Source organism: Cytobacillus sp. EB106-05-05-XG126 (assembly GCF_058791715.1).
Map to the genome: position 1 here is coordinate 131,423 of NZ_JBYTDU010000004.1, position 24,653 is coordinate 156,075.

Below are 24,653 nucleotides of genomic sequence, written 5' to 3' on the forward strand. Positions count from 1 at the left end.
TTTCATCCTAATCGTTTCAATGATTACAGTCAATGTCTATTTCAGCTTAGCCTAGTTATGACTTGCCATTTTTATAGAAAAATTATATTATATAGTCAGATGACAAGTTCACATGAACTCAAAATAGATAAAAAGGGTGAGGAAATGGGTAAACGTATTTTTTACTTTTTATTGACGAACGTGCTTGTTCTTTTGACAATCAGCATTATTTTCTCGCTGATTGGCGGGGGTAATTACATTAATGCCCAGGGCGGCATTGATTTCGGCTCATTGCTTGTATTCAGTGCGGTCATTGGCTTCTCTGGCTCCTTCATTTCTCTGTGGATGTCCCGCTGGATGGCCAAGAAAATGATGAATGTCCAGGTGCTGGATCCGAACGGGGCCCTTTCAGGAGCTGAACGGGACATCGTGGAGAAAGTTCACCGTCTTTCAAGAGCGGCAGGCTTAACACATATGCCGGAAGTCGGGATCTACCACTCTCCTGAAGTAAACGCTTTTGCGACAGGTCCTTCGAAAAAACGCTCGCTTGTGGCAGTTTCAACTGGACTGCTGCAGGAAATGGACGACGATGCCATTGAAGGTGTCATCGCCCATGAGGTGGCACATATTGCGAACGGGGATATGGTCACAATGACCCTTCTCCAGGGGGTTGTCAACACATTTGTTGTCTTCCTTGCCAGAATCGCGGCGTGGGTAGCATCCCGTTTTGTCAGAGAAGAAATGGCACCAATTGTGCATTTCATCGCGGTAATCGTGTTCCAGATCGCCTTCTCAATCCTTGGAAGTCTTGTCGTCTTCGCTTACTCCCGCCACCGTGAGTTCCATGCGGACCGCGGCGGTGCTGACCTGGCCGGCAAAGACAAAATGACTCATGCCCTGCAGATGCTGAAGGCCTACTCGAGCCGCATCAAGGGAGAAGAACAGACAGCGATTTCCACATTGAAAATTAATAATAGAAGCAAAGCTTCCCTATTCTCAACCCATCCGGATTTGGATGAGCGCATCAGACGATTGAGTGCGAAGTAAGTAAAAAAGCGCAAAGTGCTTTAACCGGAAATTTAAAAAGCTATCCTTTTTCGGGATAGCTTTTTCTCATTTTTGTGAATGTTTTCCTCTAATTGGAGAGGTGTTTCCCTAAATTACTGAGTCTTTACCTCAAATTAAGTGTTTGTTTCCCCAATTTCACTATTCTTTTTCCCAGGTACACATTTTGGGCATCCTTTTTATTTCTCCAACTCTCTAAAAATTGTTTGCCCCTCCAATAAAAGGGTAATTTCTTAATATATAGCAGAAAATAGCATCGGAGTAAGGCTGTGACGGTTTGTACCGATGCGGGCACGCTGTATGATTACTCATATTAAGGAGGACTAGAACATGAACGGATTCCAGCGTATTGCACTTGTACTAACGATTATAGGAGCCATTAATTGGGGGCTGATTGGATTTTTCCAATTTGATTTAGTTGCCAGCTTATTCGGAGGACAGGATGCAGTGTTATCAAGAATAGTCTATGGATTAGTGGGAATTGCCGGTTTGATCAATCTCGGTCTCCTCTTTAAACCAAGCCGCGAATATGACAGAGAACCTGAATCAAGGCCTGTACGATAAAGTGAAACTTCAATCAGTGGGGGTTTTCCTTTCCCCACTGATTGTTAGTCGCGTTCTAGTGTCGCTAAGATCTCCGCTAGCGCTTCGACCAATCGACACTACGAACCCGATTGGTTCAACTAAGCCTCTGCCTGCGCGTCGGCAAGTTTCACTGTATCTCACCAATCGGGCCTTTACGGGCAGTTTGACCCCCACTGATCCTCCTTTGATTCCTCTGAGTCTTGAAGTGGGGGTCTTACTGCCAGTTAGACTGCGATAAAAAGAAATTCCCCCATCCTTGTGGCAAGGGGGATTTTTCAATCAAACGTTTGATTGAAACGATAGACCAGGAAACGCTCGTTATCATCACCCTTAAGTGCCACCTCTTTGATCAGCTCAAAGGGGGTGCTGTTTTCCAGATAAAATAAATAATCCTCTGAAGGGTAGTAAAGAATAATATCCATTTTGCGCGGGCTGCCTTCGGCTGAGCGGAGTATATTATTGACGACTTTCATAAAAATTTGCACCGAAAACGGATTGAAAAAGTAAAAATGAGTGTCCTGCTGAGTGATTTCATACTCCTGAGCCAGGATGTTATAAAAGCTGATTCCTGCTTTTTCCCCTTTGTACGTCCGGAGATTTTTCATAGCCTCATGGTAGAAGTCATCACTCATTTCCACACCTGCAGCGGAAGCCCGAAAGGTATGGTGTATGTAAAACGGAAGCCGGCCCTTTCCGCAGCCGAAGTCCACGAGGCGGTCACTGCTTTTCAGCGTGTATTCACTGAACAGTTTTTCCAGGCCCTCATAAGGAGTAGGTTCGTAGCGGTGATAGTGAAAGGATTTGTGAAACCCTTTTTGGTCGCCGTGTGTTTGGATATCCAGCCAGTCGTCAAAGTCCTTCATCTTGGGCTCCTTTTAAAAAATGCCTGCCGCGTTCCAAAAAGGACAGCGGCAGGCAGATTTATATGTACTATTTTTTAGGTTCAATCACTAAATATTCCCGTAAGGTCTGCTGCAATGTTCCCTTTGTTTCCGCCTGGCTCTCGAACGAAACACCAGCATGGATCATTTTGCGGACAAGCTCAGCTCTAAGACCGGTAATTACTGCATCACAGCCCATCATCCTAATGCCGCTCAAAATCTTTTTGAAGTGGACAATAACATCAACTTCCATATCTGCAATTCCGGAAAGATCCATTATTAAGGTCTGGATTTTAATCGATGAGATATCCATCAGAACTTTCTCTTCAATCGTCTGAATCCGGTACGAATCAATCATGCCAATCAGCGGCAGTACAGCGACAGACGTGCTGACCGGAATAATCGGCACGGACAAATGCTCCACCAGTTTGCGCTGTGATTTAAGCATTTCATCTTTATAATCAGAATAGCTGATGAAGAAGTTATTTAAAAATTGGTCAACATGGTCATTTACATTCTTTTCCAGATTATAAAATTCCTCTCCTACTTTTTGCTTCCCTTTAATTCTGTCATATTGGAATAAGAAGTGCCACAAAGTACGCCGGATCGCCTGCACCCATTCCAGCTTAAATGCCAGCGTCAGGGAATGCTCCGCCCAGGCAACGCCTTCCTGTCTGGCAAAAGCAATCAGCTCTTCTTCTTCATTTTCGACAACATATAAAGCCAATCTCTCAGCATTTTTTAAAAGATCGATATTTCCTCTCTGGAGGATTTCATTGATTTTTGAGGCTACATTCACAGCCTCGGATAATAATTTTTGCTGAAAATTCTCACGATTTGCGACAATAAACCCTGCTATATCTTTGGTATCCTTGTAAGTTGCTTCCATTTTAAGCATACGCCCCTTTGTTTTATATACTATACACTTTCGTTTTTATCTCAAAAAGTCCTTCTCTTGAACTTAAATATGGAAGATATCATCATCATGCTTCCAGACCCCAAAGTTTTTATACCCTTTTTAATTTGCCCATAAACCTTTAATTTGATTTTTTTATAACGAAAAAAAGCGCCGGAATTGGCGCTTCTTTTTAAAAAATTCCGGATGTGCTGATAAACACAACAACAATCGTTGCAGGAACCAATACTTTCATCAGGAGGCTCCAGGCTGTGTACATGGCTGGCGAAAGATCGCTGCCAAGCAGAAACTCCTCTTTTACAAGCTGTTTTTCCATTCTAAAAGAAATAAACAGGGCAATCAGCAGGCAGCCTAGCGGAAGCAGGATATTGCTGACCAGGTAGTCGGTCGCATCAAAGATATTTTTCCCAAAAATGGTGAAGTCCCCAAGCAGGCTGAACGACAGCGCAGCAGGAATTCCGGCGGCAAACATGACAATTCCGGAGATCCAGGAGATTTTTTTCCGGGAATGCTTTCCGTTCTCGATGAATGCAGAAACGATGATTTCCAGCATGCTGAACGATGATGTTAAAGTGGCAAATAAGAAAAGCAGCAGGAAGATTGCCAGGAACATTTCTCCTAATGGGATCTGTGAAAAGACGGCAGGCAGGACCATGAACAAAAGTCCTGGGCCTTCCGCAGGTTCAAATCCGAATGCAAACACAACCGGGAAAATCGCCAATCCTGCTAAAATGGAAATTATGATGTTCATGATGACAACTGAGCCCGCTGAATTTGGGATGCTGACTTTTTTGTCCAGATACGAGCTGTAAGTGACCATGCATGAGAAGCCGACTGCCAGTGCAAAGAAAGACTGTCCCAATGCATAAAGGGCCGATTCCCCTGTGATTTTGCTGAAGTCCGGGTTCAGGAAGAACTTGACTCCTTCCATTGCTCCATCCAGTGTCAGTGCGCGTACCACAAGCACGATAAAAAAGATGAATAATAGCGGCATCATATATTTGCTTGCAGCTTCAATCCCGTTTTGGATTCCGAATGTGATGACCACAATGTTAATTAGCAGAAAAGCAGCCAGTCCCATTAGTGTCCAGCTTGGTGTAGATGTAATCATGCCAAACAGTTCCGGATATACTGCACCTGGCGTGATGATTTTGCCGCCAATCGACAGTACTGTATAAATCAGCACCCAGCCCCCAACAACCGAATAAAAACTCAGCAGCAGGAAGCAGCCGACAACGCCAAGCTTGCCGGTAATGGTCCACGGACTGTTTGGCGCCAGTTTATAATAAGCAGACACCGCTTCTTTCTGTGCCCCTCGCCCGATAATAAATTCTGAAATGAGCATCGGAAGACCAATCAAAATCGTAAATGCGATAAACATCAGCAAAAAAGCGCCACCGCCGCTCGTTCCGGCCACATACGGGAACTTCCAGATCGCTCCCAGGCCAATCGCGGCACCGGCTGAGGACATGATAAAGCCGAATTTAGATGACCATTGCTCTCGATTTGTACTCATAGTACCCCCCTGTTCTCTATTTTTATGTAAGGCCCGATTCAGGAAGACTTTCGGGCCCCGATTCCCCTTTAAATCCCAGATTACAGCTCTGTGCGGATATCCCAAAGTTCAGGGAAGAAGCGCTGATCCAATACTTTTTTCAGATAGCCGACACCTGATGAACCGCCTGTGCCCATCTTGAAGCCGATGATTCTTTCCACCGTTTTCATATGGCGGAAGCGCCACTGCTGCAGCCAGTCTTCAATATCCACAAGTTTTTCCGCAAGCTCGTATAACTCCCAGTACTTTTCAGGATTTTTATACACCGTCATCCAGGCTGCACGGACCGAATCATTTTCTTTGTATGTTCTGGTTACATCTCTGTTCAAAATGTCTTCATCAACCGGTAGGCCAGCTTTGTGAAGCGCGCGGATGGCTACATCGTATAGGCCGGGCTTTTCGAAAGCTTCGGTTAATTTCGCATGAAGCTCGGGATCTTTTTGATAGATTTTCAGGACATGCTCGGTTTTGTAGCCTAACGCAAATTCTACCATACGATACTGGTAGGATTGAAAGCCAGATGCCTGGCCAAGGGAATCACGGAACTCCATATATTCGGAAGGTGTCAGGGTGGACAGCACATCCCATGCCTGAATAATCTGCGATTGTGTCTTTGAAACGCGTGACAATCTTTTCTGTGCTGTGGATAAATCATTGTTTTCAATTGATTCGATGGCTGCGCCCATTTCGTGAAGAATCAGCTTCATCCACAGCTCGCTCACCTGGTGGATTACGATGAACAGCATCTCATCATGATGGCCGGAAAGCCTGTTTTGCGCGGATAAGATTTTATCAAGCTGAAGGTATTCACCGTATGTCATGTTATTAGTAAAGTCTGTATGGATGCTTTTTTCAGAGGTTGTTGCGTTTACGTCCTGGTGTTTTTCGTTGATCATGTTGGTTCCTCCTTGGGATTGGTTCTTATCGTTCTCGATTCGGCCGGTATATCAGCAGCTGACCGATATATCTGGAAAGTGACCGATATATCTGGAAAGTGACCGATATATTGAAAATCTGACCGATATTGTTATGTGATTGACCGATATATTATTTTTTTGCCGATATACCCGCTGCTGCTTGCAGCCGAACTTCAATTGGCCGGTAAATCCCGCAGTTTGGCCGGTATTTTATTGAAATTGGCCGGTAAATGTAACAGTTTGGCCGGTATTTCTTTAAAATCGGCCGGTAAAGGCTGGCCCTGCTGTTCCTGCAAGGCAAAAATTTAGCAATTTGCCGATAAACCTGGCCGTTCGGCCGTTAAAAATGATAGTTTGGCGTTAAATTTCCGTATTGGCTGTTAAATACAGGATTTGGCCGTTAAATTTAAATTTCCGTATCGGCCGATAAATTCAGGATTTTGCATTCCCCGCTTAAATCGGGCGAATAACTGCCCGCACCGGGCTCCCGTCTCCGTCTTTGATCGGGAGCGGCAAAGCAATTAGTTCATAATTTCCTTCTTCTACCTCATCCAGCATGATATTTTCCAGTATATGAATGCCATTCCGATATAAGGCATGATGCGTTTCCATCTCTTTGCTGTCGAGCTGATCGACAGATGGCACATCCACTCCGAGCAGGCGCACCCTTTTGCTGCCAAGGTAGTCTGCCATATCCGCGGTCAGTTCAGGGATCCGATTCGGAAACACTTCCGAATCATTCGGAACCGAAGTCCTAAGGAGCACACGTTCTGTGCCTTCGAGATCAAACTTTTTCAGAACCTCCGAATCCACCTTTTCATACCCAGATACATCGATCACCCTCGCTGGCCCGATATACAGCTCAATGTCCAGATCCAGAATCTTTTCGCCTTCATCATTAAAATGGAACGGCGCATCGACATGGGTGCCGGTATGCAGGCTTGTCGTAATCCGGCCGATATTGACAGAGCCGGTTTGTTCTTTTGTAAAAGCCGTTTCATAGCTGAACGGGGTATCTCCGGGCCAGTGGGCGATGCTATTAGTCAGCGGCTGTGATATATCGATCCATCCCTTTTTCGTCATGCTACGACTCCCCGCTTATTTTCGAATTGCTTATATTTTTCCTCTTCCATGATGCCTTTTAAAATTTGTACGGTTTTCCACACATCTTCAAACGTGTTGTATAGTGCAACCGGCGCCAGCCGGATACCATTTGGCGCGCGAAAATCCGGGATGACTCCCTCAACCTTCAGCGCCTTGCAGATTCTTGCTGCTTCAGGGTGCTCCAGATAAATATGGCCGCCCCGCTTCTTTTCATCAAGCGGATTGCGCAGGACAAGACCATGTCCTTCAAGCTCATGCTGAATCAGCTCGATCATATAGCCTGTCAGCTGAAGAGACTTTTCACGGATTCGTTCCATACCGACTTCATTAAACATGCTTAGTGAGCCAATAATTGGCGCCATGCTGAAAATATTCGGTGTACCGATCTGGTAAGCCCCCGCATCCTCAGCCGCAGTCAGCACATGTTCCATATCAAACTGCTTATCCTTGCGGGAGCTGAACCAGCCGGAAAGTCCCGGAACCTTTCCAAAGTGGCGCTTGTTCACAAACAGCCCGCCCGTTGAGCCTGGACCGCCATTCAGATGCTTATAGTTGCACCAGAACGCGAAATCGACATTCCAATCACTTAGGGAATGGGGGACAGATCCAACCGAATGGCATAGATCAAAGCCGATCTCAATCCCGCGTTTATGCGCCTCAGCAGTCAAATACTCCATATCCAGCACCTGGCCGCTACGGTATAAAACACCAGGCAGGACAATCAGCGCGATTTCATCCGTCATGGCCGCGACAATGTCTTCTTCCCTCAATGTATGACCATCCGCGCTTTTCACCCGGACAAGATGCTCATCGGGATCAAAGCCCTTCAGCTTCACCTGGCTTTGCAGCGCGTAAATATCACTTGGAAAATTGAGCTCGTCTGCCAGTATCTTTGTTCTTTTTCCTTCCGGCTTATAAAAAGTGGAGACAAGCTGGTGAAGGTTAACAGTTGTGGAACCGCTTACAACTACTTCCTCCGGATTTGCCCCTACGATTGGCGCCAGCTCTCTACCCAGTTTTTCAGATAGATAGAACCAGGGATTATCCCCTTCTGTCCAGCCGTCAATGGCATGGTGTTTCCAGGATTCAAGCAGGTCAAGGAGTGATTTCTCCGCACGTTTTGAAAGCAGGCCAAGTGAATTGCCATCAAGATAAATTCCATCTTCTTTTATATAAAACTCTTCCCGGCAGGACAGGTCATTTTGTTCATCAAGTCTGACTGCATACTCTTTTGTTATATCCATATATTTCCAACCTTTCAGAATATTTATTATTTACGAAAATTATATTGTTTGATTGACACTATGTCAATGATATAATGTCAGTAATAGTAGAAAATATAAAAAGGAATGAAATAGATGAAAAATTCCATAGATCAATTGCCTGCGAGACAGCAGCAGGCCCTGAAAACACGCCAAAAGCTTCTCCAGGCCGGAAAAGAAGTTTTTCTCGAAAACGGCTTTCAAAAAGCGACCATCTCCCAAATGATCAAAAAAGCCAAAACAGGCTACGGCACGGCGTACGTCTATTTTAAAAATAAAGACGAGCTTTTCATTACCATAATGGACGATCTCATGAACCAATTTTACGAAGTGGCAGAGATGCCCTTTAAGCCGCAGGCCAAAGAAGAGGCCTATGAAAATATTAAGAAGCAGGTCAGGCTGTTCCTGCAGCTGGCCTTGGATGAGCGGGACATGATGAAGGTCGTAAAAGAGGCGATCGGCATCTCCCCTGAGATAGAGGAAAAATGGTATGGAATTCGCGAACGCTTCATCGAGCGCATTTCCGTCGATATCCGCTACGCCCAGTCACAAAGGCTTGCCAAAGAGAACCTTGACCCTGCCCTCACCGCGAGAGGCTGGTTTTATTCGAATGAGATGTTCATGTGGGAGCTGGTGATGAACAAGGAGAAGTATCAGATGGATGATGTAATTGTGAACTTGACGAGGATGTATACAGGCGGATTGTATGAATAGAGAAGAATTTTCCGCGGACAATTAGGGGCATTTTACATTTATGCACCACTTTCATAGATTTGTGCATCACTTTTTCGATTTATGCTTCAGGTTTGTTCATTTATGTACCACTTTTCGATTATATGCACTACTCCCTATTCTACCGTCTTTCTTAAGAAACAAATAATGTTAGCCAAAAAGGTGCCTCTCCCAAGAACTGCAATGGGCAAAGCACCTTTTTTACAAGTTAGGCTGCATACGATTATTTACTAGCTTACGGTTTAAAATATTCTCAGAAAGTTCCGTCCCAAAATCTTTTCTATATCTTCCGTCTTGTACCCTCTATCTGCCAATCCCTTAATCAATTGACCCAGGTTTCCATGTCCGTCAATCACGTCGAACGGTTTCCGAGGCATGCTGGCTAAATCCTCTGCGGACACATATTTGAAGAAATCATCACATAAATCAAGACCTATTCCGACATGATCAATGCCAACTAGCTGAACCATATAATCAAGATGGTTAATCAGCTGGTCCAGATTACTGTTTTCGTCTTCTGCCGCGACAATGATGCTGACCGCGTTTATTCCGATAACACCGCCTTTGGAGGCAATGGCTTTCATTTGGTCATCCGTTAAATTGCGCATCGTATTCGAAAGAGCCCTCGCATTTGAATGGGAAGCAATAATAGGCTTTTTTGAAATTTCAATGACATCCCAAAAACCTTCATCATTCAAATGGGAAACATCAATCGTCATTCCCAGTTGTTCTGCTTCTTCAATTAACTGGACACCAAAAGAGGTTATGCCGCCTTTCCTGCCTTCCCTTATTGGGCTGAAATGGCTTCCATCACCGACAGCATTTCTTCTGCTCCACACCAAGCCCATGTTTCGGACACCCAATTCATAGAATATCCTTAACAGGCTTAAGTCGGTCCCAATTGGTTCTGCACCCTCAAGAGAAAGCAGGAAACCGATTTTGCCTGATTTCCGGGCCAGCAGCATGTCTTCACTATTTTTGCAGATCATTAACTTATCTGGTGATTCCTGTACTTCATCATAAATTGCACTTACTTGATTCAAGGCTTTCCGCAAGGCCATTTCCGGCAAAAAACTGCTATCAATAAAAATAGCAGCAATGATGATATTCACGCCGCCTTGTTTAAAACGCGGCCAATAATCTGTTTCAATCACCTTCCTTCTGCCGCGTTCCCTTTGAATTGCCACGTCCATCAATAAGTCGAAGTGGCCATCAATAATAAGAGCATGATTTTTAATCTGATCTATATATGTTTCTGTTTCCATTTGATCTTCCTCCATACTAAATATTACTGTTCCACCTGTCCATCCATCATGAGTAAAAAGCTCTAGCGATAGACTAGAGCTTTTACAATATCGGCCAATCCTACACTAACTCATTCACTTCCAGACGGGCTAAATCTCCTGCAGCTTTTACGCGAATACGGGTTGCATTGCCAGGCATGTAGGCAAGCGGAACATCTTCTATATCTACAATGACCAGACTATCAGGATCAGCGCCAGCATTGATTGCTTCCGACATAGCCTTTTCTTTAGCGAGTTGAAGCGCCTTTTCTCTTCCGATTTCAGCCAGGGCATATACCTTTTCAATTTGTCCGCTGACTTGGGAAATCGCTGCTCCGATGGCATTTGCTACTCCTGAATGCTCAGGCCGAATGACCTGTGAAGCGCCTTTTAAATTTTCCGGCAGTAAAATGCTTCCTCCGCCAACAAGGATGACCGGTACCGGCGCCGCACTTGTTTTCATCTTATCAATCGCTTCTTCAACAAGCTCGACCATTTTATCATAGACTTTATTCAATAATGTTTGGTCAAGATGTGCTACCTTTGAAGAATCGCCAAGATTCACTTTGCCTAGTGCTACTGCAACATCTGTGGCGGTTAACGTGTCCCCTCCAAAAATAAGGCTTTTTTCCGGTAGCCGATATCCGACGCTGTCAGGTCCAACTGTGAAGCCTCCATTTTCTTGAATTCTGATAATAGTTCCGCCGCCAAGTCCAATGGAAATCAGATCCGGCATCCGGAAATTCGTGCGGGCTCCTCCAATTTCCACAGCCAGGGAGGATTCCCTAGGGAATGACTGAACCAGAACCCCGACATCAGACGTTGTACCGCCAACATCCACAACGATAGCATCTGAGGAATCGCTTAAATAAGATGCACCGCGCAGTGAATTCGTTGGGCCGCAAGCAATTGTGAAAATCGGGTATTTCACCGCATACTCAACAGACATCAGGGTGCCATCATTTTGTCCGAAAAAGACTTTTGCCTCGATACCTTCATTTTTTAAAGCATTGATAAATCCGTCCGCGGCTGTTTTAGCAACATTGACAACAGCAGCATTCAGAATGGTTGCATTTTCCCTTTCCAGCAATCCTACTGATCCAATTTCGGATGATAAGGAAACAGAAATATCTTCTCCGAGCACTTCTTTCATGATTTCACTTGCTCTTTGCTCATGTGCTTGCGAGACTGGCGAGAAAACAGAAGTAATGGCAACAGAATCCACATTCCCTTTAATTTCCTCTGCAATTTGATATAAATGCTCTTCATCTAAAGAAACGATTTCGCGTCCATCAAATTCATGTCCTCCCCGGATCAGGTAAACATATTTTCCGAGTGCATCACGCAGGTCATCAGGCACTCCGATCAGCGGCTTAACCGCGAGGGTTGCAGGGGCACCAATACGTATTGCGGCAATTTTATTCAGTCTTTTTCTCTCAACGATTGCGTTTGTACAGTGTGTTGTTCCCAGCATGGCATATTTAATTTCTTCCCGCGGAACATTTCCATCCTGTATAATTTTTTTCATTGCTGTATAAATGCCCGTTGCCACATCTTCTGTTGTCGGTGATTTTGTTTCCGAAATGACTGTATTATCCTGATTTAAAAGCACTGCATCTGTATGGGTTCCCCCAACGTCTATTCCAATTCGATAAACACCCATTATGCTGTCACTCCTTTTTTGGCTAGTTCTTCAACAGGGACATATTCCACATCATATCCAAAATACTTTGGACCAACTGTTTCAATCCCCTTCCCTGTTCTCCATTTTGGATGGCAAGGCATTCCGATAATGACACATCTCGCACCGTATCTAATTCCCTCCGTTGTGATCGGAAGGCCAGTTTCTGCATCAAGTACCGCAATCAGGTCAGGTGTGACACAAAGCAGGCGCTGATCCGTCTGGGCAAGAAGATGTTCATTCTGGAATCGAACCTCCAGAGTCTCGCCTTTATACTCATTGATTCCTTCGAAGGTTGCCACTCCTCTTGCAAAACCTGTTTCTGTCTTCCGATTAATGTCGCTGACTTTGCCGCGGAACAGTTCAAACCCTTTAGCCTTTTTCAGGACTTCGCTTATCGGGTCAGCATTATATTCCTTAGCAAGCCGGATCGCTCTGCCGATTTCCTCTTCAAGTTTTAAGATATTGCTAATACCGCTTTTCTTAATCTCCTTGCCGGTCATTGGATAGATGGCAATCATGGAAGAACCGCCCATTTCAATCGTTGCAGCCCGGGCTATCCTTTCTGTCCAGACATTATTGATCGTCGACAATAGTGTTGTGTTTCCTTTTTCATCTGCGATCACCATAGGAGTAGCAGAAATTCCATCCAAGTAGAATGTGACCATCTGCAGTTCAGGGAACGCTCGTCCCATCCCATCCACATCTACAACCGGAAGGCCAAGTTTGGCAGCAAGGGCCAAAGGCAGCATGGAATTTAATCCCCCAGCTTCAATTGGCATAGTCGCATAAATCTCTTTCCCTAAATACGATTCAAGGTTTTTGAAAGCTGCAGCTGCCTCCTCACCGCTTGGGGCCTTTTCAAGCATAACGGTTGGCGCTCCCATCATGGCCGATGGGACAATTAATGCATCATCCGGCACCTCATCTGGATCTAAAAGTGTAATTTCCCCATATTCTTCGATCGCCTGCAATGCCATGAGCTTTCCAATGTAAGGGTCTCCCCCTCCGCCGGTTCCAAGTAAGGCGGCACCTACTGCTATATCTTCAATCTCCTGCTTGCCTAATTTTCTCATTTTTTAAAACCTCCTAATATTCCAAAAATTTATGATGCAATATGTTCTTTAACCTCTTTATTGCCGGATATGGTTTTCATAGCTATTACACCGAGGTAATAGATGATAGCGCTTATTAACAGCGAATTAATGGATGGTATTCCTAGCGTTATATAATACCCGCCTGCAAATCCTGCAGCCCAGGCGAATAAAGTCACTGGATTTAATTTCTCCGGCTCTGATGGCAAGATGCCTTTTTCCCTGCTTTCATCAAGTGCTTTACGATATGTTTTTAACACGAAGTAATCCACCACCATAATACCGGCAATAGGAGGAATCATGATTCCAAGCAGAACGAGGAAATCCACAAATCTGTCCAGGATGCCGAGAATGGATAACAGTGTTCCGACCGCACCAATGATAAGGGTAATGAGCCCGCGATTTACTTTCACCTTGAATACGGAATCAATGATATTTGTAAATCCCAGTGAAGAAGAATATAGATTTAAGTTATTAATTTTCACGGTTGAAAAAACAACAACTGCAGCTCCAAGCCAGCCCGATGTTTGAAGCATAATGCTGACAACATCACTTGTTTTGGCTGCATGGGCCATAAGAACCGCGATCATTCCGACACCAAGCTCGCCAACAAGGGTTCCGATGGTGGTCATCCAGAATACATCCTTGCCGTTTCGGGCAAAGCGGCTGAAGTCAGGTGTGATGACTGCACCAATCATGAAGCCTCCCGCAACCATTGTTGCACCTACCCCGATGGAAAGTCCTTCTCCGGGAGGAGGAGTACTCATAAGGTTAAATATGGAGTGGTCGCTTAATACTTGGTAGATTCCCACTCCTACTACCAATAGGAAAGCTGGTACGGCAATTTTCGCAGTCATGCTCAAAAGCTTAAATCCAAATATAACCAATACCGTCACACCTAATCCCGTGATAGCAGCTGCGACTGGCAGACTCAATTTTCCATCTGTCGCCTGAACCAGTCCATTGGCAAAAACGGAGTTCTGCACACCAAACCAGCCAATTGTGCAAATGGCGATGACAGCTCCGATAATGGTCGAACCGTATCGGCCGAATCCTGTCCAGCGAGACAATAGACTCGTAGAAAGCCCTTCACGCGCCCCCGCATAACCGATTAGAAAGCTTACGACCTGCAATATAACACTTCCGAGCATCATGGCCCAAAACGCCTGCCAAAATGTCATTCCGTATCCCAAAGCAGCCCCAAGCATAAATTGAGAGAGTGTCGCCAGAGCACCAACACGGACAAGCATGATATCCCACATTGGCAAACGTGCTGACTTCGGAACTCTGGACAGAGAGTAATCGTCTCCTAACTTTGAATGATCTTCCATGAATTTCAACCTCCTTTTTAAATTATTTCTCCTCTGCCTTGCATGTTTTTGTTCGATTTAGAGAAAAAGTAAAATGCGATATAACTAAGCTCATTTTTCTTATGAACTTTTCACTCGCTTTTTAGATGGAGGTGTCATGTAAGTCAGGCGGCTTTGTTTTACTCCCATCGAAATCAGGCTTTCAAGTAGTTTCGTAGCGGCAAACACCGGATCGATGACCGGAACATCGTACCCGTTCTGTTTTAAGCGTTCCTGCAGTTCCGCTGCCACCCCCATAAAGCCTGTACAGCCTAATACAAGTGCGTGTGCATGATCTTGCTCGATTGCTTTAATCATTTCCTCGTATAATTCTCTTTTTAGCCTATCTTTATCGTGAACTTCCAAAACGGGAATATTCACATAGCGTACTGAAGCCAAATTTCCGTTTACCCCTAAAGTCTTGCTGATATTCTCAATCATTGGGACAACATTCGGAAGCACAGTTACCACTGAAAAAGATTTTGCAAGAGAGCTTGCGAACAGCATAGAGGCTTCACATGCACCCACAACCGGAATATCCAAAATCTCTCTGGCAGGCTTTACACCCGGGTCTCCGAAGCAGTCGCTAATAACGCCTTGAAACCCTTCTTCTTCTGCCTCTTTTGCTTTTTCTAAGAAATTAGGTACACATAAGGCCTCATCATATTCGCTTTCAACAGAGGCAGGCCCATAATCCAGACTTGTAACTCCCACTTCAGTTGTATCGCTTGCATAGTATTTAACTTCCTCTTTAATTTCCTCATTAAAAATATCCGATGTAATAGGCATGATCACTTTGATTTTCATTCATGTACACTTCCTTTATTAAATTTGACATTGTCTATATTTAAAATGGAGAGGACACATCCTATCAGGCCAATTCTCCTAAAGCCTTTAACCGAACTCTTAATACTTCGCCTTCCAGATAATCAAATGGGAATTCTTCCAATGAAACAAGCTCTATGCTTTCTTTTTTTGCTCCTTTTTGCAGAAGCTGCTGAAAAAGCTGTTCTTTTGCCCGGTCAATGACTTCTTGTTTAGTAATGCCATTTAACCAGAAAACTTTATCTATTTCTGCAGATAGAGGAGCAAAGCATGCTCCGACAGCATTGCAAATATGGTAGCCAGCCGGATGCAATACCTTCTTATATCTGCCAATTAACCGATTAGCGAGAAGCGGACTTCCGCCTCCAACAAGAATGACAGGCAGATCCTCGACACTTGGCTGGAGTCGTGAGATTGACTCCTTTATATCTTTTGTTACCATTTGAATAACTTTTCTGCAGTCTTCTTTTGATAAAAGGTCCAATCCTTTCAGCTGTAAAGTTTCATCTTGAAAAGAATCGGGAAATAGTTTAAGAAAGGAGTCGGTTAACGTCCATGTATGGCCTCCCCATGCCATCCCCTGCTGTTCGATATCATTTGCAATCGTTTCCTTGATTTCCGCTAATTCGTTTTCAACCGTGATAAGACTCCCGCCCCCATATGGCAAAGAATGAATTTGCGGAACACGGACATTAACTTGAATATCAAAAATAGAAGAAGAACCTACAGAAACTTCGGGCTGTCCATTTATGATTTTTCCAATATCGATTGTGCTTCCGCCAGCATCCACAACAATGCAGCTCTTTAAACCGCTTAAGATACTGGCGCCTCTAATACTATTGCTCACACCAGAACCAATCGTCAGGATGGGATATTCCGAAGCCTCATGAATCTCCATAAGTGATCCGTCATTTTGGGTCAGCCAATATGGGCAATTTAACGATAGATTCTTAAATATTTTTGATAAGTCAGTCATAGCCTGCCTTATAACTTTTGATAAAATGGCATTTAATAAGGCTGCATTTTCCCTTTCTATAAAACCGGTACTTCCAATTTCATGTGACATCGTAACCGGTATTTCAGGATAATGTTCCTTTATGATTTTCCGGATTTCTCGTTCTTCCGTTTCATATAAAGGGGAATAAGCTCCCACAATACAAATGGATTCCATGCTGTATTTTTCAATATCGCTGAGCAGCTTGTTTATTTGGCCAGAATTCGGATTTAAAGAATCATCCTTATTCCCCTTGTAATCACACAAACCCTTAAAATCATACACTTTCCCAATATACTTCTTAAGATTCGATGGCCATTGTATGGCAGGTTCAATTAAAGAAGGAATCTTGGTCATGCGTATCAGCGCTGTTTTTGCCAGATTGTTAGGATAGTATAAGGCATTGAGCACATGAGTCGTCCCCAGGAATACACCATCAATTTTTTCTGGCGGAATATTCGCTTCCTGTAAAGCTTCGTATGCTGCTAATTTAATGCCGGTAATGATATCCTTTGTTGTTAAGTGTTTCGACCAGGAAAGAAGCTTGCCGTCGTTCGTTATGACTACTGCATCTGTGTTTGTACCGCCTACATCAATTCCAAGTTTCATAGCCTGAATCCCCCTGAAATGGTTTATAGGAACAGGCTAACCCATAGCTATTCGGACCGACTAGCTCCAGCATGTCTTTTGTACGAAGAATATTAGGCGCAGGGACAGCGACTATAGTGATGGAAAGACCTGATTGAACTTCAGAAACATTGTAAGGAATTAAATTCTCCTCATTTAATACCAGGATGAGATCAGGTGCTGTACAGATGTATTGGCCATTTTTTATGGATATAAATTCATTCTTGAATTCTATTTCAATCCGTTGATCTGAAAATGCAGATCGCCCTTCAACAAGGAACTTTCCTACAAGTGAGCCTTTTTCAAACCAGCGGCGGACCTCTGTTACCACTCCGCTAATGATTTGCTGAGGCTTCCCATAAATGGAGTTCTCAAACACGTGTATCATATTTTTCATTTTAACGCCAGCTGATGTTTCACTTTTAAGGACATTGCCCAGCCTGAAAATTAAATTTAATGTTCCGGGAATCATAGACGTCTTCATTTTCCGTCCTTTAGCTCCATATCCAACTAAATGGGCATGACCTCCATTTTTTACAGTAAAAACCTTTGCCATTTCTGCTGTGTAATGAGGATTTTCCGCGTCATAAATAACCCTGTTCGTGTCATGTGTTTGTAAAACCATCGGTGATAACGGAATTTCCGATAAATGAAAGGCAGTCATAAATAACTCCGGAAAGGCTCTTCCCATTCCATCCCCGTCTATGACGGGCAAATTCGCTTGGATTGCTATTACTAAGGGAATTAAGGAATTAACACCGCCTATTTCGATTGAAATAAGGGCTCCTACATTCTTGCTTATGACGGATTCATAAAGCTTTAAAGCCTGGACTCCTTCACGGCCGCTTGGAATATCCTCATTAAATAAAACAATGGAACCCATAATTCCTGCCGCAGCCACCCATTCATCCCCTAGATCTGAGATGGATTTGACCGCAATGACATCATCTTCTCTCATAATGGACATCAACAGATTTTCTGCTGTTTTCGTATCACCGCCCCCGCCGCAGGATAATACCTTTGCTCCTAATGCTAAAATGGGAATGTCATTCTTTCTAATCTGCCAAGACATATGATGTGCTGCCCCTTTCAAATTTTATAAATGCAAGAACTGTGCCAGAAAAGAGAAAGCCCCTCAGGCATGAGGAGCATGGGATTGATTGCCTTTATGATTTTTTCAAATGCAAAACTGTTGATAATGAGAAAGAATTTAAAGATAAAAATCATAATAATTTAAACGACTTTCTCAAGTTTTCTCGTTTTTTCTCATTTTTTTGACTTTTTATCATATTTTAAACCCTTTTATTTCAACTGAAGAATCATTTAATTTTCATCTTGCTAATCCTTCTATACAATGTAGGAAGGCTTATGTGCAACTGTTCAGCTACTTTCTTTTTGCCTGCCGTATCTCTGCCAAATTGATCCAATAGCTTTAGGATTTGCTCCTTTTCATCTGAATGTTTCTTTCTTCTGCCGGATGTTACAGCCGGTATTTGCTGAAGAGCATTCATGTTTACCTGGCTTTTATATAGGTCACTTAGATAGACAGGCAAGCTTTTAATCGTGACCAAATCACCGATCTCCAGCTGCATAAAGTGATGGACAACATTTTGGAGTTCCCGTATATTACCTGCCCAATGATAATGCAGCAGAATTTCATTGACATCTTTAGATAATCTCTTTGGTGATCGGAAGAGCTTTTGAGAAAACGATTTTAAGAAGTATTCGACGAGAATAGGAATATCTTCTTTTCTTTCTCTGAGGGGAGGAATGGTAATTGGAATTACATTTAGCCTGTAATATAAATCCTCCCTGAATTGCCCTTCGGAAACTAATTCTTCCAGATTGCGGTGAGTAGCTGTTATAATGCGTACATTTATAGGAGTGGTTTTCGTATCCCCAACCCGTTCAATTTTTCTTTCCTGAACCACTCTTAACAATTTAGCCTGGAGATGAAGAGATAAGTCACCTATCTCATCCAGAAATATCGTTCCGCCATTGGCCATCTCAAATCTTCCTGGTTTATCTGCGTTTGAACCTGTAAAAGCCCCTTTTACATGTCCGAAAAGCTCACTTTCCAACAGCGATTCAGGTATGGCTGCACAATTAATGGCGATGAATGGGCCGTCTCTTCGATTGCTCGCCTGATGTATGGACTGGGCGAATACTTCCTTCCCGGTACCGCTCTCACCTCTAAGTAAAACGGAAGAATCGCTTGGAGCTACTCTTTTTGCTATTTCAACCACACGTTGAATGGCCTCGCTTGTCCCTTTAACATCATGAAAGGAGTACAGAAATTTTTTATCCTCTTTTTTCAATGTTTTTAAAATGGGATTCAACTGGATAAGAAATGATTCGATTTGTCCAGCTGATAAAATAGGCTTTAATCGGGCCAGGTAGGGTTCTGACTTTCGTACGGTTTTACTTGTATGGAGAGAGACTTTCATTTCCTGCTGATTGGCTATTTTGGCCATCTTCAGCCAGTCCGGAACCGAAATGACTTCTGTCATATGTTCACCTATTAATTCTGCTTGAGTTTTATTCAGCATGCTGCACAGCCTATTGCTGATGTTATGAATGGTTCCGTCCCTGCCAGCTATCAATATAGGCTCATGGATAAAATGAAATATTCCATTTATCTCTCCTAAAAACTGATTATTCTCCTTTTTCATTTCATGATTTTCTAGTTTCGTACCTGCCCATTCACTGCATAAATCAAGCTGAAGCTCTAGAATGTCCAAATTATTTTGCAGCCACTCCCTCTGTTCTTTTATGGGAGTAATTAATATAATCCCTGCCACTCTTTTTTTAATGAAAATAGGAGAAAATGCAGCAGTTTCAATTGAACAATGAACTTTTGCAGAACAAGACATACATGTACTATGATCAGATTTCTGCTTTACTAGCGCATTGATTCCGGTCTTCCTGATCTTAGAGGCAATCTGACATTTTTGATGAAAATTCTTCCATTCTATTCCTGTCAGCAATACATCTGCTTTAACAGGATACGATTGAAAAAATTTTGCGGCACCCGACTTCATTTCTGTCAATAATTCCTCCAGCATAGCCAATCACCCCCAAATATTTATAATTTTATCATAACAAAGGCAATATTCTGAATTGAAATTTCATTGAGGCAATAGGCTCGACTATATGAATCTTTTATCCATTAGCGTGCAGCTTTTTACATTTACGGTCCAAATTAATTCATTTATGTGCTGCTTCCCACTCTGCAATCGGTTAAAAGAACCAAAAATATTCGATACAGCGCACACCAAAAAGGTGCCCCTTCCCTCAGGAAAAAGCACCTTTTTTCAATTCGAAACCTGCTCGGGTTCATTCGATGTAACCGTAATACTCCCTTTCGAAAGCTTCACAACCTCATCCGAATCTCTCGCAATGTCGGGGTCATGCGTAACAACGATCACGCATTTCCCTTCTTCATGGGCCAGCGTCCGTAAAAGCTCAACAATCTCCTTGGCGGTGTCTTCATCCAGGTTGCCGGTCGGCTCATCCGCCACAATCAGCTCGGCGTCACAGCACAAGGCCCGTGCAATGGACACACGCTGCTGCTGGCCGCCGCTTAGTGTAAGCACTTTTTGCCGGGCCTGGATTTCAGAAATCCCGACCCGCTTCAGCATCTCCACAGCAATCGCCTTTTTATTTTTCACAGAGGAACCGGTAATTTCCATCGCCGTCAATACATTCTGCAGAGCCGTCATATAGGGAAGCAGATTATAAGATTGAAAGACAATCGAGACAAATTTGTTCCGGAACCGAGTCAGCCCGATTTTTCGGATATCCTTTCCTTCGTAAAGGACTTCTCCTTCTTTCGGAACATCCAGGGCACTGGCCAGAGCAAGGAATGTCGTTTTCCCGGATCCGGACGGCCCAATTATGCTGTAAAAATTCCCTTTTTCAAAACTCACATTAATATTTTTCAAGATATCGTGTTTTTTATTTTCATGTTTATACCAGTAGCTGATATCTTTAAATTCCAGCAATGAACTCATTTTTCCATCTCCTTTTAATCCTGCTTGCTTAGAATGGCTTTTGGCTGAAGGCGCAATACGGATAACGAAGGCAATAATGCCGACAATGCTGCAATCACGAGGCCAATTAGCGCAAGGAAGCCAAGATCCTCCCCTGTCACCTGGACATTCATTTCATCTACCGTTTCCACTGTTTCCTGAGTCTGCATCATTCCCGGACCGAAGCCGCCCAAGCCCCTTCCTCTGAAGGATTCCGGTGTATTCGTCTGTTCCGCTGATGCCAATTCCTGATTCAGGAGCTGGTCGCCAAGCGGGCTCGCCACCACATTGCCGCTCGCTGTGGCAATGCCAAGTGATAAAACGGCCACGACTAAAATTTCGGCCATAAATTGTCCTGCGAGCTTCCACCTTTTTTCACCGATCGCTAGCAGGACACCCATTTCATACTTCCGCTCACGGATCGACATCATGACGATTAGACCTAATATGATGGCTCCTGCAATGGACACCAAATACACAATATTTTTCGAAAAGCCGGCTACATTCTCAATCGGGCCGACCATCTGCTGATAAAGCTGGTCATCGGCGTCAAGCTTGAACGTTTCGAAATCGATGCCGCTCTCTGCTTTTGCCTGATCGATAAAGCTCTGCATATCAGCTGGATCATCTATGTAGTAGATGGCGCTATCGATTGTATTTTCGTAGTCAAATCCTTTTAGTGCTGCAGCAGCAGTGTATGGAAGATACAGCTTGTTATAAGGATTCAGTGCTGTAAAATCCATTGCCTGATCAGATCCGGCAGAAGCTGTCTGATAGATTCCGATTACTTCAAGCTCTATTACAGCCGTTTCATCACGCGGATTCGTGACGGTCATCTTATCGCCAACAGCAAGCTCATTTTCTTCCGCCAATGTCTGTTCAATCAGCGTGACATTTTTCCCGATATGCTCCTCTGTGATCCCGGTTCCTTCAACAATCGAGGAGGTCCCATCCATAAACTCCGCAACCGAGTCTGTAAACGCAACACCCTGCAGGCTCACATCCCCCTGCATCATTCCGCCCGGCATGCCTCTCCCAGGCTCCTGCCCTTCACTGCTTTCATCAGATGTGTCTGAGGCAGCCGACTCACTTTCAATCGGCTCAAAATCGGAGGCCAGCCCAGTGGTAGATGAGTAAAAATTATACCCTTTAATCTGGTCATAAGAAGCCAGTTCCTCTGCTGCATCAAGCGGGACAGGCACTGACTGGAAACGTACCCGCTCCCCTCCGCTCTGCTGCTCGGACATCGCCTGCTCTCTCAATTTTTCCATATCTGCCTGCAGCGTGACATCTGCCCCAAGCTTCTGCCGGGCGAGATCACCCGACTTTTCGGCAGCTGTCTGAATCGACAGTCCTGCCAACACTAATACACAAATCACGGTAAATACGAAGATCTGCAAAATGCTTTTCCCTTTCCTGGCCTTCACGCTTAAAAACGCTCGTTTTAAAAAATTCATCTCAAGATTCCCCTCAGCCCTCTAAATAATTCTTAATCTCATATTCTTCGAATTTCTCTTCCAGCCATGCGGTGTATTCGGTCTGCATCTCTGTTTCAAATAATGTATCTTTAACCTCTTCTTTCACATCTTCATAGGCTGCTTCTTTTGCTGCCTGCTTTTCTGCCACTTTGATTACGTGATAGCCATATTCGGTTTTAACAGGATCGCTGATTTTTCCCGGCTCCAGCGAGAAAGCGACCTCTTCAAATTCCTCGACCATGTCTCCCTTTCCGAAAAAGCCGAGGTCCCCGCCAGCATCTTTGTTGCTTTCATCTGTCGAGTATTCAGCCGCCAGCTCTGCAAAATTGCCGCCATCATTCAGTTTTCCGATGACTTCCTTTGCCGTTTCCTCATCCTCTACTAAAATATGACTCGCTGATACCTGTTCCTCCTGGGCAAAGCTTTCTTTGTTTTCGTCAAAATAGGTTTTCATATCTTCTTCTGAAATCTCAATCCTTGGTTCCAGAAGCTTCTTCGCTGCCAGGTAGGATTCGATATCCTCCTCAAAATCAGCCATCGAGAGACCGCTTGATTCCAGTGTCTGCTTTAAAGCATCCTCCCCGCCGTATGACTCCGCATATACAGCCTTTTCCTCATCAATTTCTTCCTGTGTCACTTTCACATTTCCTTTCTTCGCTTCCTGATCAATCACTTTCTCGGTGATCAGCGAATCCAGAAGCTCCTGCCCGTACTGGTCAACGAGACGCTCATGCAGCTCATCCTGGCTGATTTTTTCCCCGTTTACGGTCGCAGCAGCCTCTTCGTCTTTTATTGTAAAAAAGATGGCCGCCGCTGCTCCGATTGTTAATACACTGCCTAAAATCCAATAGAATACTATCTTATTCTTCATCCTGTTCCCCTCTCCTAATTCACTTTCTGATTGCTTGTCAGCGTGACTTCAGCTGTTTTCAATTCTCCCCCCCGGTAAAATTCAATCTTCACCTTATCGCCAATTGAAAAACCGCTGTATAAATGCTTGCGCAAATCTCCTGAATTCGTGATTTGCTTTCCGCCAATACTGACGAGAATGTCCTCTACTTGAAGTCCAGCTTTGGCAGCGGCCGAATCCGGATCAACATTCGCCACGATTGCCCCGCTAGTCACGCCGTCAGGGAGATTTCTTAAATATTGAGGCGGCACTTCTTCAAAGCTTGCCAGGCCAACACCAAGATACGGGCGGACCACTTGTCCATTTTCAATCAGCTGATCAATCAGTGTTTTGACCTCGTTGCTTGGGATGGCAAACCCAAGGCCTTCCACCCCGCTGTCCGCAATTTTCAGGCTGTTAATCCCAACCAGCTGGCCGGATGTATTCATCAATGCGCCGCCGCTGTTGCCCGGGTTTATCGCTGCATCCGTTTGAATGACATTTAAGTTCCATTCCCCCGCAGATGTGCTGACTTCAATCGAGCGGTCGACCGCACTCACGATGCCCTGTGTCACCGTTCTGGATAAATCCAGGCCAAGCGGATTGCCGATCGCCAGCACCTGGTCGCCCGCTCTCAGCTTGGAAGAATCGCCAAACGTCATGGCTGCAGCGTCTACATCCCCTTTGATTTTCAGCACCGCAATGTCTGTCAGCGCATCTGTTCCGACCAATTCTGCTGTTGCCTTCTCACCATCATGCAATGTCACCTGAATCTCACTCGCATTTTCTATCACATGGTTATTTGTCACGATGTAGGCCGCATCATCTGTCTTTTTAAATACAACCCCCGAACCCGTACCGCTTTCTGATGCTTCACTTGACTGACTGAATGGATTATTATTTTGCTTCTGCATATTCACAACGCCGACAATCGCCTTCGATGCCTGCTCAATTGTATCCGCCAGGGAATTGGATGTGGCAGATACCGGCGTCACATCAAGATTGGATGAGCTTTCAGCTTGTCCAGTTTCTTCCGGAACCGTTGCCTGCGGTGTGTCTTCCTGGAAATACGGAACGGCTGTCAGCGTAAGCGCCGAACCCAGGACACCTGCTGCCACGGTTGACAGGAATCCTTTCCATACCGGCTTTTTCGCTGCCCGGTTCTCCGTTCTGCTTTCTTCGTTAAACTCTGTCATGATTGAACACTTCCTTCTTATCTATTTTGAATTTGAATTAGTTTTCGTTTGCCTTACAAGTCATACTTTAAAGGCCCAATGTGTCAGGAAAATGTCAAAGGCATTTTTTTAAAAAAAACTTGTTCCACTCTTGATAAAAAGGGATGGGCCCAGCAAAACGCTTGTTCCTGAGGATCCATTAAATAAAAGACGCAGGACTAAGACTTTTAT

General features: G+C 44.2%; 21 protein-coding genes. 3 read left to right on the top strand and 18 right to left on the bottom strand.

What is annotated here, in order from left to right; genetic code table 11:
• Nucleotides 1–144: 144 nt before the first annotated feature.
• Both htpX and AC3WTL_RS15205 read left to right on the top strand, forming a co-directional pair.
• A complete protein-coding gene (htpX, locus tag AC3WTL_RS15200; RefSeq protein ID WP_248348990.1) occupies nucleotides 145–1,026 on the top strand; it encodes a protease HtpX in 882 nt (293 codons plus the stop codon).
• A 348-nt stretch (nucleotides 1,027–1,374) separates the two neighbouring features.
• Complete coding sequence (locus AC3WTL_RS15205) at nucleotides 1,375–1,608, top strand: DUF378 domain-containing protein (RefSeq protein WP_248348991.1); 234 nt, start codon at nucleotides 1,375–1,377, stop codon at nucleotides 1,606–1,608.
• A 296-nt stretch (nucleotides 1,609–1,904) separates the two neighbouring features.
• On the opposite strand, the gene AC3WTL_RS15210 is transcribed toward AC3WTL_RS15205, so the two are convergent.
• The 6 genes from AC3WTL_RS15210 to kynU all read right to left on the bottom strand — a co-directional run bounded on the left by AC3WTL_RS15210 (nucleotide 1,905) and on the right by kynU (nucleotide 8,246).
• Nucleotides 1,905–2,492 (bottom strand): class I SAM-dependent methyltransferase, encoded by a 588-nt coding sequence (locus AC3WTL_RS15210; protein ID WP_248348993.1) that lies wholly within the window; start codon nucleotides 2,490–2,492, stop codon nucleotides 1,905–1,907.
• A gap of 67 nt (nucleotides 2,493–2,559) precedes the next feature.
• Nucleotides 2,560–3,399 carry an STAS domain-containing protein gene (locus AC3WTL_RS15215; protein WP_222498335.1) on the bottom strand — a complete coding sequence of 280 codons (840 nt, stop codon included), beginning with the start codon at nucleotides 3,397–3,399 and terminating at the stop codon, nucleotides 2,560–2,562.
• Between the two features lie 199 nt (nucleotides 3,400–3,598).
• Nucleotides 3,599–4,942, bottom strand: coding sequence for a sodium-dependent transporter (locus AC3WTL_RS15220; RefSeq protein ID WP_252220897.1), 1,344 nt, complete (start codon nucleotides 4,940–4,942; stop codon nucleotides 3,599–3,601).
• Between the two features lie 80 nt (nucleotides 4,943–5,022).
• The gene (gene kynA / locus AC3WTL_RS15225) at nucleotides 5,023–5,877 is read right to left on the bottom strand and encodes a tryptophan 2,3-dioxygenase (RefSeq protein WP_222498331.1); all 855 of its coding nucleotides are present in this window, start codon (nucleotides 5,875–5,877) and stop codon (nucleotides 5,023–5,025) included.
• 474 nt (nucleotides 5,878–6,351) lie between these two features.
• Complete coding sequence (kynB, locus tag AC3WTL_RS15230; protein ID WP_048009509.1) at nucleotides 6,352–6,981, bottom strand: arylformamidase; 630 nt, start codon at nucleotides 6,979–6,981, stop codon at nucleotides 6,352–6,354.
• The gene (gene kynU, locus AC3WTL_RS15235) at nucleotides 6,978–8,246 is read right to left on the bottom strand and encodes a kynureninase (RefSeq protein ID WP_048009510.1); all 1,269 of its coding nucleotides are present in this window, start codon (nucleotides 8,244–8,246) and stop codon (nucleotides 6,978–6,980) included. The genes kynB and kynU overlap by 4 nt, the downstream gene beginning before the upstream one ends.
• A 114-nt stretch (nucleotides 8,247–8,360) precedes the next feature.
• On the opposite strand from kynU, the gene AC3WTL_RS15240 reads away from it, so the two are divergent.
• Entirely contained in the window at nucleotides 8,361–8,978 is a 618-nt protein-coding gene (locus tag AC3WTL_RS15240) for a TetR/AcrR family transcriptional regulator (protein ID WP_492369687.1), read from the top strand.
• 260 nt (nucleotides 8,979–9,238) lie between these two features.
• Here the strand turns inward: AC3WTL_RS15240 and AC3WTL_RS15245 are convergent, their stop codons facing one another.
• From AC3WTL_RS15245 to AC3WTL_RS15300, 12 genes are all read right to left on the bottom strand, one after another.
• Nucleotides 9,239–10,261 (bottom strand): dipeptidase, encoded by a 1,023-nt coding sequence (locus AC3WTL_RS15245; RefSeq protein ID WP_492369688.1) that lies wholly within the window; start codon nucleotides 10,259–10,261, stop codon nucleotides 9,239–9,241.
• A gap of 100 nt (nucleotides 10,262–10,361) precedes the next feature.
• Complete coding sequence (locus tag AC3WTL_RS15250; RefSeq protein ID WP_492369689.1) at nucleotides 10,362–11,942, bottom strand: hydantoinase/oxoprolinase N-terminal domain-containing protein; 1,581 nt, start codon at nucleotides 11,940–11,942, stop codon at nucleotides 10,362–10,364.
• Nucleotides 11,942–13,036 (bottom strand): S-methyl thiohydantoin desulfurase family protein, encoded by a 1,095-nt coding sequence (locus AC3WTL_RS15255; RefSeq protein ID WP_061791383.1) that lies wholly within the window; start codon nucleotides 13,034–13,036, stop codon nucleotides 11,942–11,944. Before AC3WTL_RS15255 ends, AC3WTL_RS15250 begins: the two co-directional genes overlap by 1 nt.
• Before the next feature lie 29 nt (nucleotides 13,037–13,065).
• The gene (locus AC3WTL_RS15260; protein ID WP_163144936.1) at nucleotides 13,066–14,385 is read right to left on the bottom strand and encodes a purine-cytosine permease family protein; all 1,320 of its coding nucleotides are present in this window, start codon (nucleotides 14,383–14,385) and stop codon (nucleotides 13,066–13,068) included.
• Between the two features lie 99 nt (nucleotides 14,386–14,484).
• Nucleotides 14,485–15,210 carry an aspartate/glutamate racemase family protein gene (locus AC3WTL_RS15265; RefSeq protein WP_282173291.1) on the bottom strand — a complete coding sequence of 242 codons (726 nt, stop codon included), beginning with the start codon at nucleotides 15,208–15,210 and terminating at the stop codon, nucleotides 14,485–14,487.
• A 64-nt stretch (nucleotides 15,211–15,274) separates the two neighbouring features.
• Nucleotides 15,275–16,831 carry a hydantoinase/oxoprolinase N-terminal domain-containing protein gene (locus tag AC3WTL_RS15270; RefSeq protein ID WP_492369690.1) on the bottom strand — a complete coding sequence of 519 codons (1,557 nt, stop codon included), beginning with the start codon at nucleotides 16,829–16,831 and terminating at the stop codon, nucleotides 15,275–15,277.
• A complete protein-coding gene (locus AC3WTL_RS15275) occupies nucleotides 16,815–17,921 on the bottom strand; it encodes a DUF917 domain-containing protein (RefSeq protein ID WP_492369691.1) in 1,107 nt (368 codons plus the stop codon). The genes AC3WTL_RS15270 and AC3WTL_RS15275 overlap by 17 nt, the downstream gene beginning before the upstream one ends.
• 247 nt (nucleotides 17,922–18,168) lie before the next feature.
• Nucleotides 18,169–19,914, bottom strand: coding sequence for a sigma-54 interaction domain-containing protein (locus AC3WTL_RS15280; protein ID WP_492369692.1), 1,746 nt, complete (start codon nucleotides 19,912–19,914; stop codon nucleotides 18,169–18,171).
• A gap of 249 nt (nucleotides 19,915–20,163) precedes the next feature.
• On the bottom strand, nucleotides 20,164–20,862 hold the full coding sequence (locus AC3WTL_RS15285) for an ABC transporter ATP-binding protein (protein WP_492369693.1): 699 nt from the start codon (nucleotides 20,860–20,862) through the stop codon (nucleotides 20,164–20,166).
• Between the two features lie 14 nt (nucleotides 20,863–20,876).
• On the bottom strand, nucleotides 20,877–22,337 hold the full coding sequence (locus AC3WTL_RS15290; RefSeq protein WP_492369694.1) for an ABC transporter permease: 1,461 nt from the start codon (nucleotides 22,335–22,337) through the stop codon (nucleotides 20,877–20,879).
• Nucleotides 22,338–22,350: 13 nt separating this feature from the next.
• Nucleotides 22,351–23,229: a peptidylprolyl isomerase gene (locus AC3WTL_RS15295; RefSeq protein WP_492369695.1), complete on the bottom strand. Its 879-nt coding sequence runs from the start codon at nucleotides 23,227–23,229 to the stop codon at nucleotides 22,351–22,353.
• 14 nt (nucleotides 23,230–23,243) lie between these two features.
• Nucleotides 23,244–24,443: a S1C family serine protease gene (locus AC3WTL_RS15300; RefSeq protein WP_492369696.1), complete on the bottom strand. Its 1,200-nt coding sequence runs from the start codon at nucleotides 24,441–24,443 to the stop codon at nucleotides 23,244–23,246.
• Nucleotides 24,444–24,653 lie beyond the last annotated feature (210 nt).